We start from the raw sequence: 16,115 nt of genomic DNA on the forward strand, positions 1-16,115 counted from the left end.
GGACGGCGGATGGGGGCGTGATTGTAGCGGTGCCGGCTCAGTTCTTCCTGCGCTTGTCGCGGAGATACAGGGTTTTCTGCTTGCCGTCCGCGGACTTGCGCTCGTCAATCTCGAACAGTGCGGTCGCGACGACCAGTTCGCTGAGCTTCTTGAAACCGTAGTTGCGCGAGTCGAAGTCGGGCGCCTGCTTGCTGATCAGGCTGCCCACGGCGCCCAGACCCGCCCAGCCCTCGTCGTCGCTGGCCGCATCCACCGCCTCGCGCAGCAGGCGCACCAGCTTGGCGTCCTGCTTGAGCGTGGCCGCCGGCTTGGGTTTCGGACGCGCCTCGGCCTCGTCGGACGCGGATTCGCGCAACACGTCGAGATAGACGAACTTGTCGCAGGCCGACACCAGCGAACCCGGCGTCTTGCGCTCGCCGAAACCGAAGACCGTCATGCCGGACTCGCGCAGGCGCGAGGCAAGACCGGTGAAATCGCTGTCGCTGGAGACTAGGCAGAAGCCGTCGAAGCGCTCGGTGTAGAGCAGATCCATGGCGTCGATGATCATGCGGCCATCGGTCGCGTTCTTGCCGGTGGTGTAGCGGAACTGTTGCACCGGCTGGATTGCGTGCTCGGCGAGCATTTCCTTCCAGCCCTTGAGGTTGGGCAGCGTCCAGTCGCCATAGATGCGTTTGACGCTGGCGACGCCGTACTTGGCGATCTCGGCGAGCAGGGCCTCGGCGATGCCCGGCTGCGTATTGTCGGCATCGATCAGCACCGCGAGCTTTCGGGTCGGTTCGGCCATGCCGGTTCTCCTGGTCAGATCAGCTTGGATACCCGTTTGATCTTCGCACCCAGCGCCGAGAGCTTGCCTTCGATGTCCTCGTAGCCGCGATCCATGTGGTAGATGCGGTCGATGAAGGTCTCGCCGTCGGCGGCAAGTGCGGCGATCACCAGCGATGCCGAGGCGCGCAGGTCGGTCGCCATGATCGGCGCCGCCTGCAGGCGCTCGCGGCCGGTGACGACCGCGGTGTTGCCCTCGATCTGGATGTCCGCGCCCAGACGCATCAGCTCGACCGCGTGCATGAAGCGGTTCTCGAAGATCGTTTCCTTGATCACGCCGACGCCGTCGGCGACGCAGTTCAGCGTCATGAACTGCGCCTGCATGTCGGTCGGGAATCCCGGGTGCGGCATCGTGTGGATGTTGACCGCGTCCGGACGCCTGCCCTGCATGTCGACTTCGATGAAGTCGGTGCCGGTGGCGATCTTCGCCCCCGCCTGCTGCAGCTTGACCAGCACCGCGTCGAGCATCGCCGGGTCGGTCCTGTCGACGCGCACGCGGCCGCGCGTGACGGCGGCCGCGACCAGGTAGCTGCCGGTCTCGATGCGATCCGGCAGCACGCGATGCGTCGCCGCGTGCAGCTTGGCTACGCCCTGCACGCGGATCGTCGTCGTGCCCTCGCCTTCGATCTTCGCGCCCATCGCGCGCAGGCAGCGGGCGAGATCGACGACCTCGGGCTCGCGTGCGGCGTTCTCCAGGACGGTTTCGCCGTCGGCGAGCACCGCCGCCATCATCAGGTTCTCGGTGCCGGTGACGGTCACCGTGTCGAAGACGATGCGCGCACCGCGCAGCCTGCCGGCCTTTGCGTGGATGAAGCCGCCTTCGAGCGTGATCTCGGCGCCCATGGCTTCGAGACCCATCAGGTGCAGGTTCACCGGGCGCGCGCCGATCGCGCAGCCGCCGGGCAGCGAGACGTGTGCCTCGCCGCGCGCGGCCACCAGCGGTCCGAGCACGAGGATCGACGCGCGCATCGTGCGCACCAGTTCGTACGGCGCGACACAGGTGGTGATCGGCCGGGCGTCGACCACCATCTCGTGCGCGCCGGGCTGCTCGACGGTACAGCCCATCTGCGCCAGCAGCTTGCGCGTCGTGGCGATGTCCCAGAGCCTGGGCACGTTGGTGACGTGCAGCGGCTCGTCGGACAGCAACGCCGAACACAGGATCGGCAGCGCGGCGTTCTTGGCGCCGGAGGCCTCGATCGCCCCGTTGAGCGGGCCGTTGCCGGCTACGACGAACTTGTCCATGACTCGGGTCGGTAAGAAGGATCGGGGCCGCAGCCTAGCGCGCCGGCGTGCAGATACGGTGCAGGCCTGGGTGCGAGCTCGGATGCAGGCGCGGTGGCGATCAGCTCGCGCGCGTACGCAGCTGGAGCGCGTGGATGTCGCGGCCCATGCGGTCGCCGAGCGTCGCATAGACCATGCGGTGCTGCGCCAGCGGCGCCTTGCCGGCGAACTCGCCGCAGATCACCTCGGCCTCGAAGTGCTGGCCGTCGTCGCCGATCACGGTGGCCACCGCTCCCGGCAGGCCGGCCTCGATCAGCTGCTTGATCTCGTGCTTGTCCATGCTCACCTCTTGATCTTGTAGCCGGTCACCAGCATCCACAGGCACACCGCGGACGCCACGACGAAGAAGCCGCCGCACCAGGCCAGACTCTGCCAGATCGGCACGTCGGCGTGGCCGAAGAAGCCGTAGCGGAATCCGTCGATCATGTAGAAGAACGGATTGAAGTGGCTGGCGTGGTACCACAGCGGCGGCAGCGCATGTACCGAGTAGAACACGCCGGACAGGAACGACAGCGGCATGATGAAGAAGTTGGTGAACGCCGCGATGTGATCGAACTTCTCGGCGACGATCCCGGCGATCATGCCGACCGCGGCAAGTCCGGCGCCGGACAGCAGGAACACCGCCAGCAGCGCCAGCGGCGCTTCCACCGGCAGCGGCACGAACAGCGTCGTCACCGCCAGCATCGCCACGGCGACCAGACACACGCGCACCAGCGCGGCGAGCACGTAGGCACCGAACCATTCCAGCGGCCCGATCGGCGCCATCTGCAGGAACACCAGATTGCCCATGACCTTGGACTGGGTCAGGCTCGACGAGGTGTTGGCGAAGGCGTTCTGGATCACCGTCATCATCACCAGGCCCGGCAGCAGGAACTCGGTGTAGCTGATGCCCTCGTAGGCCGAGGCGCGGTCCTTGAGTGCCTGCGCGAAGACCAGCAGGTAGAGCATCGCCGTGATCACCGGCGCGGTCACGGTCTGACCGAGCACGCTCCAGAAGCGCTTGATCTCCTTCTTCAGCAGCGTGACGAACGCGATCCGGTCCGGGCTCATGGACGGGCCTCCGCACGCTCGCCGGTCAGGTCGATGAAGATGTCCTCGAGGTCCGGCTCGCGCGTCTGCACGTCTTCGATCGCCACGCCGGCGTCGCGCAGCGCGGTGAAGACGCTGCCGATCGGGTGCCGCGCCGTCTCCAGCTTGAGTTCGACCACCCCATTGACCTCGCCGGCGATCAGCGGCTGCAGCGCCTCGGGCAGTTGCGCGCCGTCCGCCAGCTTGAGCCGCAGGAAGCGGAACGGGTGGCGCGCGAGCAGCTCGCGCGTGGTCTCGACGACCTGCAGCGCGCCGTGATCGAGGATCGCGATGCGCCCGCACAGCTCCTGCGCCTCCTCCAGGTAGTGCGTGGTCAGCACAACCGTCGTGCCGTTGCGGTGCAGATCGGTCATGAAGCGCCACAGCGTGCGTCGCAGTTCCACGTCGACGCCGGCGGTCGGCTCGTCGAGGATGACCACCGGCGGCCGGTGCACCAGGGCCTGTGCGATCAGCACCCGGCGCTTCATGCCGCCGGACAGCGCGCGCATCGAGGTACCGGCCTTGTCGGCGAGGTCGAGGCGTTCGAGCATCTCGTCGATCCACGGCCAGGATTCGCGTCCGCACCCGTAGTAGCCGGCCTGGATGCGCAGCATGTCGCGCACGTTGAAGAACGGGTCGAACACCAGCTCCTGCGGGACGACGCCCAGACTGCGCCGCGCAGCGCGGAAATCGCGCACGATGTCGTGTCCCATGACCGCGATCTGCCCGGCGTTCATGCGCACGAGTCCGGCGATGATGTTGATCAGCGTCGATTTGCCGGCACCGTTGGGACCGAGCAGTCCGAAGAACTCGCCCGCGGCGACCGACAGGTCGATACCGCGCAGGGCGTCCAGACGGCCGTAGGATTTGCGGACACCGGCGATGGAGAGGGCCGCAGTCATAGGGCGCGGATTATAGGGCCGGCCGCATCCGTTCGCCGGCCGACACGTACATACTCCCCGAACAGCCGAAGCCCGCCATGACCGCCTGCCTGCTCTGGTTCCGCCGCGACCTGCGACTGACCGACAACCCGGCACTGATCGCCGCGCTCGAGCGCGGCACGCCGGTGATCCCGGTCTATGTCCACGACCCTGCCTCCGAAGACCCCTGGGCGCCGGGGGCCGCTTCGCGCTCCTGGCTGCATCACAGCCTCACCGCGCTGGCCGAGGACCTGGCCCGACGCGGCAGCCGCCTGGTCGTGCGCAGCGGACCGGCGCTCCAAACCCTGCGGGCCCTGATCGGCGAGACCAGCGCCGGCGCGGTGGCCTGGAACCGGCTCCACGAGCCGGCCATCGCGGCCCGCGATGCACGGATCGAAGCGGCGCTGGCATCGGACGGGATCGAAACGAGCAGCCACAACGCGGCCCTGTGGAGCGAACCCGGGCAGATCGCCACCGGCAGCGGCGGCCCGTACCGCGTGTTCACGCCGTTCTGGCGCGCCCTGGCCGCGCGGCTGCCGGATGCCCCGGTGAGCCCGGCACCCGAGCGGATACCCGGCCCACGGCAATGGCCTGCCGGGATCGCCGTCGAGACCCTGGCGCTGCGCCCGTCGATCGCCTGGGACCAGGGTTTCTACGACCCCTGGCAGCCCGGAGAAGCCGGGGCCTACCGGCGCCTGCGACGCTTTCTCGACGAGGACCTGCGCGGCTACGGCGACGCCCGCGACCGCCCCGCCGATGACGGTTGCTCGCGGCTGTCCCCGCATCTGCATTTCGGCGAGATCGGGCCGCGCCAAGTGCTGCAGGCGGTGCGGCGGGCGCAGGCCGGCGGCGATCTGCCCGAACACGACGCCGAGCACTTCCTGCGTGAGCTGGGCTGGCGCGAGTTCGCCCACCACCTGCTGCACCATTTCCCGCAGACACCGGACCAGCCCCTCAACGCCGCCTTCGCCGCGATGCCGTGGCGCCGCGATCGCGATCACGCCGCCGACCTGCAGGCCTGGCAGCGCGGCCGTACCGGCATCCCCATCGTCGACGCCGGCATGCGCGAGCTCTGGGCCAGCGGCTGGATGCACAACCGCGTACGCATGATCGTCGCGTCCCTGCTGACCAAGAACCTGCTGATCCCCTGGCAGCAGGGCGCTCGCTGGTTCTGGGACACGCTGGTCGATGCCGACCTGGCCAGCAATACGCTCGGCTGGCAGTGGGTCGCCGGCTGCGGTGCCGACGCCGCGCCGTACTTCCGCATCTTCAATCCGGTGCTGCAGTCGCAGAAGTTCGATGCCGGCGGCCGCTATATCCGCCGCTGGGTGCCGGAGCTGGCGCACCTGCCGGACAAGGCGGTTCACGCGCCATGGACGATGCGCGACGCCGCGCCGCGCGACTATCCGGCGCCGATCGTCGACCTGGCGGCCAGCCGGCAGCGCGCGCTCGATGCCTTCGCCCGCATGCGCGAGGACGGCTGAGAACGCGGGGACCGGCCTGCTAAGCTTGCCGCCCCGTTTCACCAGGCACCCCCATGCTGCTGTCCGCTGCCGCCGTCGTCGCCGGCCTGATCCTGCTCGTCTGGTCCGCGGACCGCTTCATCTTCGGCGCAGCCGGGCTCGCCCGTGCGGCCGGCATCTCGCCACTCGTCGTCGGCATGGTCATCATCGGCTTCGGCACCTCGATGCCGGAGGTCGCCGTGTCGACGCTGGCGGCGCTGCAGGACGCCTCCGGCATCGCCATCGGCAACGCGGTCGGCTCCAATATCTGCAACGTCGCGCTGGTCATCGGCATCAGCGCGATCGTGCGGCCGATCGCCGTCACCTCGGGCGTCCTGCGCCGCGAGATCCCGATCACCGTCGCCGCCAGCGTCCTACTGGTGCTGCTCGTCATCGACGGCGCGCTGACGCGCATTGACGGCGCCGTGCTGGCCGCCGGCTTCGTCGCGATGCTGCTGTGGATGCTGCGCACCGCGCGCACCCAGGGCGACGATCCGCTGCTGGTGGAGCAGCAGGCCGAGATGCCGCCCGCGATCGGCAGCGGCCGCGCGATCGGCTGGATCGCCGTCGGCCTGCCGCTGCTGGTCGGCGCCTCGCAGCTGCTGGTCTGGGGTGCCGCCAACATCGCCCGCGAGTTCGGCGTGTCCGATCTGGTCATCGGCCTGACCATCGTCGCCGTCGGCACCAGCCTGCCCGAGCTGGCGGCCAGCATCACCGGTCTGCTCAAGGGCGAGAACGACCTCGCCGTCGGCAACATCCTCGGCTCCAACCTGTTCAACATCCTGTTCATCCTGCTGGCGCCGGCCTTCATCGCCCCGGGGCCGATCCCGGACCCGATGCTGCTGACGCGCGACCTGCCGGTCATGGTCGGCCTGATGCTGATGCTCTGGGCCACGGCCGTCGGCCTTCGCGGCGCACCGCCGGGCATCCAGCGGGTCGAAGGCGGCCTGCTGCTGACGGTCTACGGCGGCTACACGCTTATACTCGCGCTCACCGCCAGCACCTGACGCACGACCGCTTTGGACGTCGATACCCTCAAGGCTCTGGGCCGCCGCGCCCTCGAGATCGAGCGCGACGCGCTCGCAGGCCTGCTGCCGCGCGTCGACGAGCGCTTCGCCCAGGCCTGCCGGCTGATGCTGGACTGCCGCGGCCGCGTCGTCGTCATCGGCATGGGCAAGTCCGGTCACATCGGCGGCAAGATCGCGGCGACGCTGGCCTCCACCGGCTCGCCGGCGTTCTTCGTGCACCCGGGCGAGGCCAGCCACGGCGACCTGGGCATGATCACGCGCCTGGACGTGGTGCTGGCCATCTCCTACTCCGGCGAAACGGCCGAGATCGTCACCCTGCTGCCACTGCTCAAGCGCCTGCAGGTGCCGATGATCGCGATGACCGGCAAGCCGGCTTCGACGCTGGCGCAGTCTGCAGAGGTCCACCTCGATGTATCTGTGGCCATGGAGGCGTGCCCGCTGAACCTGGCGCCGACCGCGAGCACGACGGCCACGCTGGCGATGGGCGATGCCCTCGCCGTCGCCTTGCTCGAGGCCCGCGGCTTCACGCCGGAAGACTTCGCGATGTCGCATCCGGGCGGCTCGCTCGGCCGCCGCCTGCTGCTGAAGATCGCCGACGTGATGCACGGCGGCGCCCGCCTGCCGACGGTTCCCGAGAACGCCAGCCTGTCCGAGGCCCTGCTCGAGATGACGCGCAAGGGACTGGGCATGACCGCCGTGGTCGATGCGGCCGGCGGCGTCGTCGGCGTGTTCACCGACGGCGATCTGCGTCGCGTCCTCGACGCCGGGGTCGACGTGCGCAGCGCGCCGATCCGCGAGGTGATGACCCCGGGCGGCAAGTCCATCGGACCGCAGCAGCTCGCCGCCGAGGCGGTGGCGATGATGGAACAGCACAAGATCACGAGCCTGCTGGTCCGGGACGAGCACGGCACCCTCGTCGGCGTCGTGCACATGCACGATCTGCTGCGCGCGGGAGTCGTCTGAAGATGAGCGTGCTCCCCCGCGATCAGGTCGACACGCGCGCCCGCGACATCCGCTGCCTGTTCCTCGACATCGACGGCGTGCTCACCGACGGCCACCTGTACATCGGCCCGCACGGCGAGGAGACCAAGACCAACTTCGTGCGCGACGGCTACGGCATCAAGCTGGCGTTGCGTCAGGGGCTGGAACTCGCGGTGATCAGCGGACGCCCCTCAGAGGCGATGCGCAAGCGCCTCGAATGGCTGGGCATCCGCCACATCGCGCTCGACACCGAGGACAAGGAGCCGGCCTATCTGCGCATGCGCGACGCCATGGGCCTGACTGACGCGCAATGCGCGCACATCGGCGACGACGTGCCGGACGTGCCGCTGCTGCGCCGGGTCGGCCTGGCGATGACCGTCGCCGACGCGCACGACAGCGCGCGGGCCGTCGCGCACTGGATCAGCCGGCACGACGGCGGTCGCGGCGCCGTGCGCGAGGCCATCGACCTGATCCTCGCCGCCCAGGACCGCCTGCCACGATGAGCAGCAGCGATCGCGGCAACCTGTGGCTGCCCCTGCTCGGGGCGCTGGCGCTGCTGGCCGGCTGGCTCGCGTTCAAGGGCTTCCAGGCCCCGACCGACCTGCGCGAGGAGCTGGTCGAACAGCGCCCGCGCTATCACCTCGAGGACGCGCGCTGGCGCCGCTACGACGACACCGGCGCACCGATCTTCGTGCTGGCGGCCGCCAACATCGACTATTTCGACGACGCGTCGATGCAGCTCGACAGCGTGCGCTTCGACACCTACGCCGAGGCCGGACGCTGGCAGCTCGAAGCCGACCGTGGCCACGTGCCGGCCGGTGAGACGCGGCTGAAGCTGCAGCCGCTCGTCGACGTCCACGGCGTCCGCGCGCCCGACGGCAGCATCGACCTGCAGACGCCTTCGCTGTGGGTCGACTGGACCGAGCGCACGCTCAAGACCGACGATCCCGTCGAAGCCCGCACCGCCGCCGGCAGCACGCTCGAGGCCACCGGCATGCGCGGCGACTGGACCGGTCGTCACGTCGAGTTCCTCGATGCCGTACGAGTCCGTCATGTCCTGCGCGACTGACCGCCCGCGCGCCTCCCGGATCGCTGCCCTGCTGATGCTGGCGGCGTTCGCGACGCAGGCGCAGCAACCCGCGGCCGTCGACGACGCCCAGGCGCTGCGCCCGAGCGGCCCGGTCACGCTGACCGCCGACCGCGGCGAGTGGATCGACGGCGGCGAGATGCGCTACGAAGGCAACGTCGCTCTCGAATCGGACACCCTGCGGCTCACCGGTCAGAGCATGACCGTGATGCAGCACGCCGACGGCAGCTTCGACGCGCGGATACTGGGCACGCCGGCGCGGCTCGATCACCGCGCGCGCGCGGGCGCGCAGGGCGTCGCCGGCCAGAACGTCACCGCCGAAGGCCAGCGCATCGACTACGACTCGCGCACCGGCGTGATCCAGCTTCAGGGCCAGGCCCGGCTGCTGCGCGGCGGCGACGAGGTCGAAGGCGAGCGGATCGACTACGTCGTCGCGGAACGCCGCGTGCGCGCCAGCGGCGGCAGCGGCGGCCAGGTGCGCATCGTGATCCAGCCGCCGGCCCGCGACGACGGCGCGGTTACACCCTCGCCTGCGCCCGCACGCACACCTGTCCCCACCGGGGAACCCTCTCCGTGAGCGTCTCCACGCTGCGCGCCGACGCGCTGGTCAAGCGCTTCAAGAAGCGCACGGTGGTGCGCGAGGTCTCGCTGCGCATCGAAGCCGGAGAGATCGTCGGCCTGCTCGGCCCCAACGGCGCCGGCAAGACCACCTCGTTCTACATGATCGTCGGCCTGATCGCGGCCGACAGCGGGCGCATCGAACTCAACGGCCGCGACATCACGCGTCTGCCGATGCACGCGCGCGCACGGCTGGGCATCGGCTACCTGCCGCAGGAAGCCAGCGTGTTCCGCACGCTGTCGGTCGAGGACAACATCAAGGCCATCCTCGAGCTGCGCGACGACCTCAAGCGACCCGAGCGCAAGCGCGAGCTCGAACGCCTGCTCGAGGAACTGCACATCGCGCACATCCGCGACGCCGAGGGACAGGCCCTGTCCGGCGGCGAACGGCGGCGCGTCGAGATCGCCCGCGCACTGGCCGCGAATCCCCACTTCATCCTGCTCGACGAGCCCTTTGCCGGCGTCGATCCGATCGCCGTCGGCGATATCCAGGGCATCGTGCGCCAGCTCAGCGAGCGCGGCATCGGCGTGCTGATCACCGACCACAACGTGCGCGAGACGCTCGGCATCTGCTGCCGTGCCTACATCCTCGCCGAAGGCCGCGTGATCGCCGACGGCAAGCCGGATGCGCTGCTGCACGACGAGACCGTGCGCAAGGTCTACCTCGGCGATTCGTTCAAGCTGTAGCGCTCCGCCTCAGCGGCGCTGCTGCGACAGGAATCCGATCACCTCGTCGGCGAAACGCTGGGGTTGCTCGCAATGCATGAAGTACCGACACGAGCAGCGCGCAGGGCGATGGCCCGGCCGCGAGCTGACTGGCGTCAGCTCAAGGTAAGACATCGCCGCGCAGCGGGGATGCAAGCGACCGCGAGTGGCGGGGCATTTCACTGACGGCACTGCGACAGGAAGCTGATCACCTCGTCGGCGAAGCGCTGGGGTTGCTCGCAGTGCATGAAATGCCCGGCACCGTCGAAGCGGACGAGCTCGAAGCCGGCGCCGAAGTACCGCGCCTGATCCTCGAACATCTCCACGCCGATGCAGCCGTCATCGGCGCCGCAGATCACCTTCGCCGGCACCGGGAGCGGAGCGAACAGCAGCCGCCAGGCCTCGCGGTCGGCAAGCGCACGGGGCAGCGCCCGGTAGTAGGCCAACGCCGCCGAGCAGTGCGCCGGTTGCGACAGCGTCGCGAACACCGGCGCCAGGTCGGCATCGGTGCAGTCCCATCCGGGCGACCAGCGCCGGATCAAGGCCCGCAGCCAGGCGAAATCGTCGCGCACGATGCGCGCCTCGGGGATGCGCCGGAGCTGGAAGTAGGCCATGTAGCGCGAACGGGCCAGCTGGCGCAGCGTCGGACGCAGCAGGAAGCGCCGCAGGTGCGGCACGGCGGCGGTGACGATGGCACGGACGCGGTCCGGCGCACGCGCCGCGGCGACGTAGCTCGCCGCCGCCCCCCAGTCGTGCCCCACGACAAATGCCTGCCGCTCGCCCAGGGCGCCGATCAGTCCGATCAGATCGTCCGCCACCGTCGTCAGCCGGTAGTCGCCGTCCGCCGCCAGCCCGCTCGGGGCATAGCCGCGCAGGAACGGCGCCACGGCGCGGTAGCCGGACGCGGCGAGACCTTGCATCACCGGCGTGAAGCTGTGGGCCGTGTCCGGAAAACCGTGCACGCAGAGCACCAGCGGACCGTCGCCGCATGCCAGATATGCGAGCTCGACATCGCCCACCCGCGCCCTGCCGATGTCGTCCGCCAATGCCATGCGCCTGCCTCGTCCGGAGATGGGTTTGCAGGGCCGGCATCCGGTCCGGCGCGACCCCTGTGCGATAATGCCGCCCCTTTCGCGCTCGCGCATCCGCCTGCACCGCACCTGCGTAAGCACGCCTGGCCGCGCGTGACCTGTCGCCCCGCGACGCCCCCTGAAGATCACCTCACAAGGAGGCTGCAATGAAACTTTCCCTCGAAGAACTCAAGAACCCGGAAAGCTGGCTGGAGATCGGCCTGCCGATCCTCGGTCACGTGGTGGCGGCGCTCGCCGTCTTCTTCATCGGCAAATGGGTCGCCGCCGCGCTGGTGCGCGTCGTACGCGCGGCGATGATGCGCGCCAAGATGGACGAGACGCTCGCGAGCTTTCTCGGCACGGTGCTTTACGGACTGGCGCTGGCCGTGGTCATCATCGCGGCGCTCGGCCAGCTCGGCGTCGAAACGACCTCCGCCGTGGCCATTCTCGGCGGCGCCGCGCTGGCCGTCGGCCTCGCGCTGCAGGGACAGCTGTCGTCCTTCGCGGCCGGTGTGATCCTGATCCTGTTCCGCCCGTTCAAGCGCGGCGACTTCGTCAACATCGGCGGCACGATGGGCATCGTCGAGGAGACCAAGATCGTGCACACGATCCTGCGGACACTCGACAACCAGCTCGTCTACGTCCCGAACTCGAACATCACCACCAACACCATCACCAATTTCAGCGCGATGCCGACGCGGCGCATCGACCTGACCGTCGGCATCGGCTACGGCTCGGACCTGCGCAAGGCCAGGGCAGTGCTGCAGCAGCTGATCGACGAGGAGACGCGCAAGCTGCCGGAGCCGGCACCGACGATCCAGGTCAAGGAACTGGCCGACAACTCGGTCAACTTCGCGGTGCGCTTCTGGGTCAACTCGCCGGACTGGTGGACGACGCTGTGCGACACGACCGAGCGCATCAAGCTCGCCTTCGACGAGAACGGCATCGAGATTCCGTTCCCGCAGCGCAGCCTGCACATCGAGGGACTCGCGGACCTGCTGCCCAAGCGCGCCGCCTAGTTCGGCGCGCAAGAGAAAGCCCGCGTTTCGGCGCGGGCTTTTTCATGCATGCCCGGCGAGGCCGGGCGCGGCGGTTCGGGCTCAGCGCTGGTCGCGCTTCGCGCCGGTGCGCAGCCGCAGGCCGTTGAGGCGAATGAAGCCCTCGGCGTCCTTCTGGTTGTACGCGCCGCGATCGTCCTCGAAGGTCGACAGCGTGGCGTCGAACAGCGAGTCCTTCGACCGGCGGCCGGCGTTGTAGACGTTGCCCTTGAGCAGCTTCAGGCGCACCTCGCCGTTCACCTTTTCCTGGGTGTCGTCGATCAGCGCCTGCAGGGCGCGGCGTTCCGGACTGAACCAGTAGCCGTTGTAGATCAGCTTGGCGTAGCGCGGCATGATCTCGTCCTTCAGGTGCACCTGCTCGCGGTCGAGGCACAGCGACTCGATCGCACGGTGTGCCTTGAGCAGGATCGTGCCGCCCGGCGTTTCGTAGCAGCCACGCGACTTGATGCCGACGTAGCGGTTCTCGACGATGTCGAGGCGGCCGATGCCGTGCTTGCCGGCCAGACGGTTGAGCGTGTCGAGCACCGCGTAAGGCGTCATGCGCTCGCCGTTGACGGCCACCGCATCGCCGCGCTCGAATTCGACGGTGATCAGCTCCGCCTCGTTCGGCGCATCCTCCGGGTTCACCGTGAGGCGCCAGATGTCGTCCGGCGGGCACCACCACGGGTCCTCCAGGCCGCCGCCCTCGTAGCTGATGTGCAGGGCATTGGCGTCCATCGAGTACGGCGACCCGCCGTCCTTCTTCTTGGCGATCGGAATGCCGTGCTGCGCGGCATAGGCCAGCAGCTTCTCGCGCGAATTCAGGTCCCATTCGCGCCACGGCGCGATGACCTTGGCCTCTGGCCATAGCGCGTAGGCGCCCAGCTCGAAGCGCACCTGGTCGTTGCCCTTGCCGGTGGCGCCGTGGGCGATCGCATCGCAACCGGTTGCGCGCGCGATCTCGACCAGGCGCTTGGCGATCAGCGGACGCGCGATCGAGGTGCCGAGCAGGTATTCGCCTTCATAGATCGCATTGGCGCGGAACATCGGGAAGACGAAGTCGCGAACGAACTCCTCGCGCAGGTCGTCGATGAAGATCTCCTTCACGCCGAACTGCTGCGCCTTCGGACGCACGTGATCGAGCTCCTCGCCCTGCCCGATGTCGGCGGTGAAGGTCACGACCTCGGCGTCGTAGACGTCCTGAAGCCACTTGAGGATCACGGAGGTATCGAGGCCGCCGGAATAGGCGAGCGCGATCTTGCGCGGTTGACTCATGAGGAAAGCTCGCGGGGTGGTACAGCGGGGCGCGCATTATACGCGCCGCTGCCGCCCAGCCTGCGGATGCCCCTTGCGCCCGAACCGGGCCGCCGGACGCGCCGGCCGGAGGCGCCCGTAAGAAGCGCCGATCAGAAGCGATAGTGCAGACCGATCATCAGCACCGGCCAGAGATCGAAGTCCTTCGCATCCTCCTCGAGGTTGCGGACCTCCTGCTCCTTGTCGGCCTGGAACTGCTGTGCCCGCGGATCGCTGCCGCTGACATCGAACCCGGACGCTCCGTCCGGATCGCAGGGGGCCGCAGTGGAGTCGCAGGCACGGCCAGTCACGTCGAGAGACACGTCGGGCGACTTTGCGAAGATCACGCCGATGTCGAAGCTCACGCCCAGACCACGGTCGTTGGTCGTGCCACCCCAGCCCAGACCGAGATACGGCGCCGCGGAACCCAGATCGGCCTTGCCGTCGAGGACCAGGTCACCGGTGTAGCGGCGATCGCCCACCTCGTACTCGTCCATTCCGTCCGCGTACAAGGCGAGTTCCGGCGGTGCGTGGATACCGGCGCTGATGCGAAAGCCGCCCTTGAACGGCTTGATGTCGACCATCGCCGAAAGCGCACTGAACTCGAGTTCGGCGTCGTATTCGATGTCGTCTTCCTCGGCCGTGGTGTCGATGCTGCCGAAGTAGTAACCCGCGCGGACGTCGACATATCGGTTGATGCCGTAGGTGTAGTCGATACCCAGACCACCCGTCCCCAGACGCAGGCCGATGCCCCCGTACAGGGCGGTATCGGCATCGTCGGCCGCATGAGCCGGCTGCGCGAGCGCGGCCAGCAGGCCGGCAGCGATGAGTCGCTGAAGCATGTGTTTCCACTCCCTTGCTGGCGCTGCCGGACGCTCGAAGGCCGGCGCGCCTCCCCGAAAAAAGGCGGGCGGGGCGTCGGGCGCCCCGCCCGCCATCCGATCCTCTCAGGCGGTCCCGGTCTCAGTACACCGTGACGCCGTTGATCGTCGCGCCGACCAGTTCATCGCGATCGGTTTCGACACCCGTCGCCGGATCAGTCTCGTAGAACAGCACTTCCAAGCCTGTGCCGACGCCCAGGAACTCGGTGAACGGATCGTCCTCTCCGTCATCGCCACCCGGAACGAAGAACTCGAATCGACAGGTCTCGATCGCCCCGGCTGCGACGTTGACAACCTCGCGGCCGGCGTAGGTCACCGTCAGTGGGAACGTGCCGGAAGATTCCTCGAGCTCACCCGTGTCTTCGTTTATGTCGACTTCGTTGAAACTGATGGTGTAGGTCAGCGACTCCCCCTCCTGCAGATTGAAAGGGAACAGGATTGGCGGATCGTAACTCTCCCGAACCTGCGAGACGTACTGAACGCCGGCGAATCCCAATGAGGGGGCCGCCGCATCCACTTCGACGTACTCCGTTCCGGACTCTTCACCTTCGTAGATCACGCTTGCGTCGCCGACTTCATCGAACTGCAACTCGACAACGTTCCGACCGTTGAAGCTTCCCGGCCCGAGTGTGTTGGTCGTTCTCGTAAATTCTCCCTGCCCGATGATGCCGCCGACCGGAGTCGGCCCTCCCGGATCCTGCTCGCGGAAGGTACGCCGCACCTGCTCGACAACCTGGGTTCCTGTCTCGTAGAGCACCGGATTGAAACATGCCTTGGCGCTGCTTTCCGGCTCGCGCGTGAACTCGTTCTCGAGCACCGTCGCACGGACGGATTCGTCGCCGCAGCCGAGCAGGAAGCGGCTCTGCTCGACACGGATCAGGCACAGCGCCGTGCCACCCTCGCTCAGGTTGGTGATGTCGATCTCGAAGGCATCGCCACCGTCGCTGGCTTGCGCCTGGGCACCCACTGCGAACTCCAGGGTCTCCTGGTAGCTGTCGACGGGGCTGCCGGAGCAGTCGGTGTTCAGGTAGAGCGATTCCGTCGTCGTGATCGTATTGCCGGAGACTTCCAGCGATCCGGAGAACGACTCGCCGTCACCGACGTTGCACGCGAGGTACCAGGTGCCCTGCAGCGCCTCGACGACCTGCGCGCCGGAATCGTCCGGCTCGCCGACGTCGACGCAGACTTCCGCGAGGTTCGAGATCAGGCCGGTGGAGTCCGCCACCTTGATCGAGAAACAGAAGCGGCCGTCGCGGACGTTCTGCGGCAGCGTCACCGAGACGACCAGTGCCGTCAGCAGCTTGCCGCCCGGAAGCCGCTTGGACCCGCCCGGGGCCAGCGTCGCCTGGAAGTAGTCGGCCGCGCCGGGCACCTTGGCGAACAGCGCGGACAGGTCGGCGCCGTCGCTCGACGTCACATCGACCGCCAGCTCCACCGTGGAACCGGCGCGCGCATCCACGGCCTCGTCGCCGGGTACGACCACGGGTGCTGCGTCGTCTTCGGAGCTTGCCGGCAGGTCGCCCGCCACGAGCACCGCCTGCGAGTCGCTGACCTTGACCGCCAGGGCTTGGGTGAGCGCATCGGCGTCCGCCGGATCGATGGCATTGTCGCCGTCGCCCCCGCCACCGCCGCCGCAGGCCCCCAGGAACAGGCTCGCGCCCAAGAAGACCCCTGCGGGCAGCGCCCGCCAGACTGGTTCGAATCCCTGCATGAACTGAGATCTCCCTTTTTCTTCTGGATCTCGTGAATGTCCGGGTCGCGCTGACCGCTGGCTGGGACCCGCCGCCACCCGAGTATCCCTACCCCTTACCGGTCTGTTGAC

Annotated in this window: 17 protein-coding genes; 8 read left to right on the top strand and 9 right to left on the bottom strand. The window is 68.6% G+C overall.

Going from position 1 to position 16,115, the window contains the following annotated elements; all coding sequences use genetic code 11:
* Window positions 1–37 precede the first annotated feature (37 nt).
* The 5 genes from C8D93_RS07085 to C8D93_RS07105 form a co-directional block, all read right to left on the bottom strand.
* On the bottom strand, window positions 38–784 hold the full coding sequence (locus C8D93_RS07085; protein ID WP_110264474.1) for an NYN domain-containing protein: 747 nt from the start codon (window positions 782–784) through the stop codon (window positions 38–40).
* A 14-nt stretch (window positions 785–798) separates the two neighbouring features.
* On the bottom strand, window positions 799–2,064 hold the full coding sequence (gene murA / locus C8D93_RS07090) for a UDP-N-acetylglucosamine 1-carboxyvinyltransferase (RefSeq protein WP_110264475.1): 1,266 nt from the start codon (window positions 2,062–2,064) through the stop codon (window positions 799–801).
* A gap of 100 nt (window positions 2,065–2,164) precedes the next feature.
* A complete protein-coding gene (locus tag C8D93_RS07095; protein ID WP_110264476.1) occupies window positions 2,165–2,383 on the bottom strand; it encodes a BolA family protein in 219 nt (72 codons plus the stop codon).
* A gap of 2 nt (window positions 2,384–2,385) precedes the next feature.
* Window positions 2,386–3,153: an ABC transporter permease gene (locus C8D93_RS07100; protein WP_110264477.1), complete on the bottom strand. Its 768-nt coding sequence runs from the start codon at window positions 3,151–3,153 to the stop codon at window positions 2,386–2,388.
* Window positions 3,150–4,073 (bottom strand): ABC transporter ATP-binding protein, encoded by a 924-nt coding sequence (locus tag C8D93_RS07105; RefSeq protein ID WP_110264478.1) that lies wholly within the window; start codon window positions 4,071–4,073, stop codon window positions 3,150–3,152. Before C8D93_RS07105 ends, C8D93_RS07100 begins: the two co-directional genes overlap by 4 nt.
* A gap of 77 nt (window positions 4,074–4,150) precedes the next feature.
* On the opposite strand from C8D93_RS07105, the gene C8D93_RS07110 reads away from it, so the two are divergent.
* Genes C8D93_RS07110 through lptB form a run of 7 tightly spaced genes read left to right on the top strand, consistent with a single transcriptional unit; the run spans window position 4,151 to window position 9,994 of the window.
* Window positions 4,151–5,575, top strand: coding sequence for a cryptochrome/photolyase family protein (locus tag C8D93_RS07110; RefSeq protein ID WP_110264479.1), 1,425 nt, complete (start codon window positions 4,151–4,153; stop codon window positions 5,573–5,575).
* A gap of 53 nt (window positions 5,576–5,628) precedes the next feature.
* Entirely contained in the window at window positions 5,629–6,600 is a 972-nt protein-coding gene (locus tag C8D93_RS07115) for a calcium/sodium antiporter (RefSeq protein WP_110264480.1), read from the top strand.
* 12 nt (window positions 6,601–6,612) lie between these two features.
* The gene (locus tag C8D93_RS07120) at window positions 6,613–7,584 is read left to right on the top strand and encodes a KpsF/GutQ family sugar-phosphate isomerase (RefSeq protein WP_110264481.1); all 972 of its coding nucleotides are present in this window, start codon (window positions 6,613–6,615) and stop codon (window positions 7,582–7,584) included.
* A gap of 2 nt (window positions 7,585–7,586) precedes the next feature.
* Entirely contained in the window at window positions 7,587–8,105 is a 519-nt protein-coding gene (locus C8D93_RS07125) for a KdsC family phosphatase (RefSeq protein ID WP_110264482.1), read from the top strand.
* Window positions 8,102–8,671, top strand: a complete 570-nt coding sequence (lptC, locus tag C8D93_RS07130) for an LPS export ABC transporter periplasmic protein LptC (protein ID WP_110264483.1) — start codon at window positions 8,102–8,104, stop codon at window positions 8,669–8,671. Before C8D93_RS07125 ends, lptC begins: the two co-directional genes overlap by 4 nt.
* A complete protein-coding gene (locus tag C8D93_RS07135; RefSeq protein WP_170123940.1) occupies window positions 8,655–9,266 on the top strand; it encodes an LptA/OstA family protein in 612 nt (203 codons plus the stop codon). Before lptC ends, C8D93_RS07135 begins: the two co-directional genes overlap by 17 nt.
* A complete protein-coding gene (gene lptB, locus C8D93_RS07140; protein ID WP_110264485.1) occupies window positions 9,263–9,994 on the top strand; it encodes an LPS export ABC transporter ATP-binding protein in 732 nt (243 codons plus the stop codon). The genes C8D93_RS07135 and lptB overlap by 4 nt, the downstream gene beginning before the upstream one ends.
* Before the next feature lie 197 nt (window positions 9,995–10,191).
* Here lptB and C8D93_RS07145 read toward each other — a convergent pair whose 3' ends face one another.
* Entirely contained in the window at window positions 10,192–11,064 is an 873-nt protein-coding gene (locus C8D93_RS07145; protein ID WP_170123941.1) for an alpha/beta fold hydrolase, read from the bottom strand.
* A 185-nt stretch (window positions 11,065–11,249) separates the two neighbouring features.
* Between C8D93_RS07145 and C8D93_RS07150 the strand changes: the two genes are divergently transcribed.
* The gene (locus tag C8D93_RS07150; RefSeq protein ID WP_110264487.1) at window positions 11,250–12,101 is read left to right on the top strand and encodes a mechanosensitive ion channel family protein; all 852 of its coding nucleotides are present in this window, start codon (window positions 11,250–11,252) and stop codon (window positions 12,099–12,101) included.
* An 81-nt stretch (window positions 12,102–12,182) separates the two neighbouring features.
* Here C8D93_RS07150 and C8D93_RS07155 read toward each other — a convergent pair whose 3' ends face one another.
* From C8D93_RS07155 to C8D93_RS07165, 3 genes are all read right to left on the bottom strand, one after another.
* On the bottom strand, window positions 12,183–13,394 hold the full coding sequence (locus tag C8D93_RS07155; RefSeq protein WP_110264488.1) for an argininosuccinate synthase: 1,212 nt from the start codon (window positions 13,392–13,394) through the stop codon (window positions 12,183–12,185).
* A 131-nt stretch (window positions 13,395–13,525) separates the two neighbouring features.
* The gene (locus C8D93_RS07160) at window positions 13,526–14,254 is read right to left on the bottom strand and encodes a hypothetical protein (protein WP_110264489.1); all 729 of its coding nucleotides are present in this window, start codon (window positions 14,252–14,254) and stop codon (window positions 13,526–13,528) included.
* 121 nt (window positions 14,255–14,375) lie between these two features.
* The gene (locus tag C8D93_RS07165) at window positions 14,376–16,082 is read right to left on the bottom strand and encodes a hypothetical protein (protein WP_146216536.1); all 1,707 of its coding nucleotides are present in this window, start codon (window positions 16,080–16,082) and stop codon (window positions 14,376–14,378) included.
* Between the last annotated feature and the right edge of the window lie 33 nt (window positions 16,083–16,115).

It is taken from the genome of Sinimarinibacterium flocculans (genome assembly GCF_003201205.1).
GTDB lineage: Bacteria > Pseudomonadota > Gammaproteobacteria > Nevskiales > Nevskiaceae > Solimonas > Solimonas flocculans.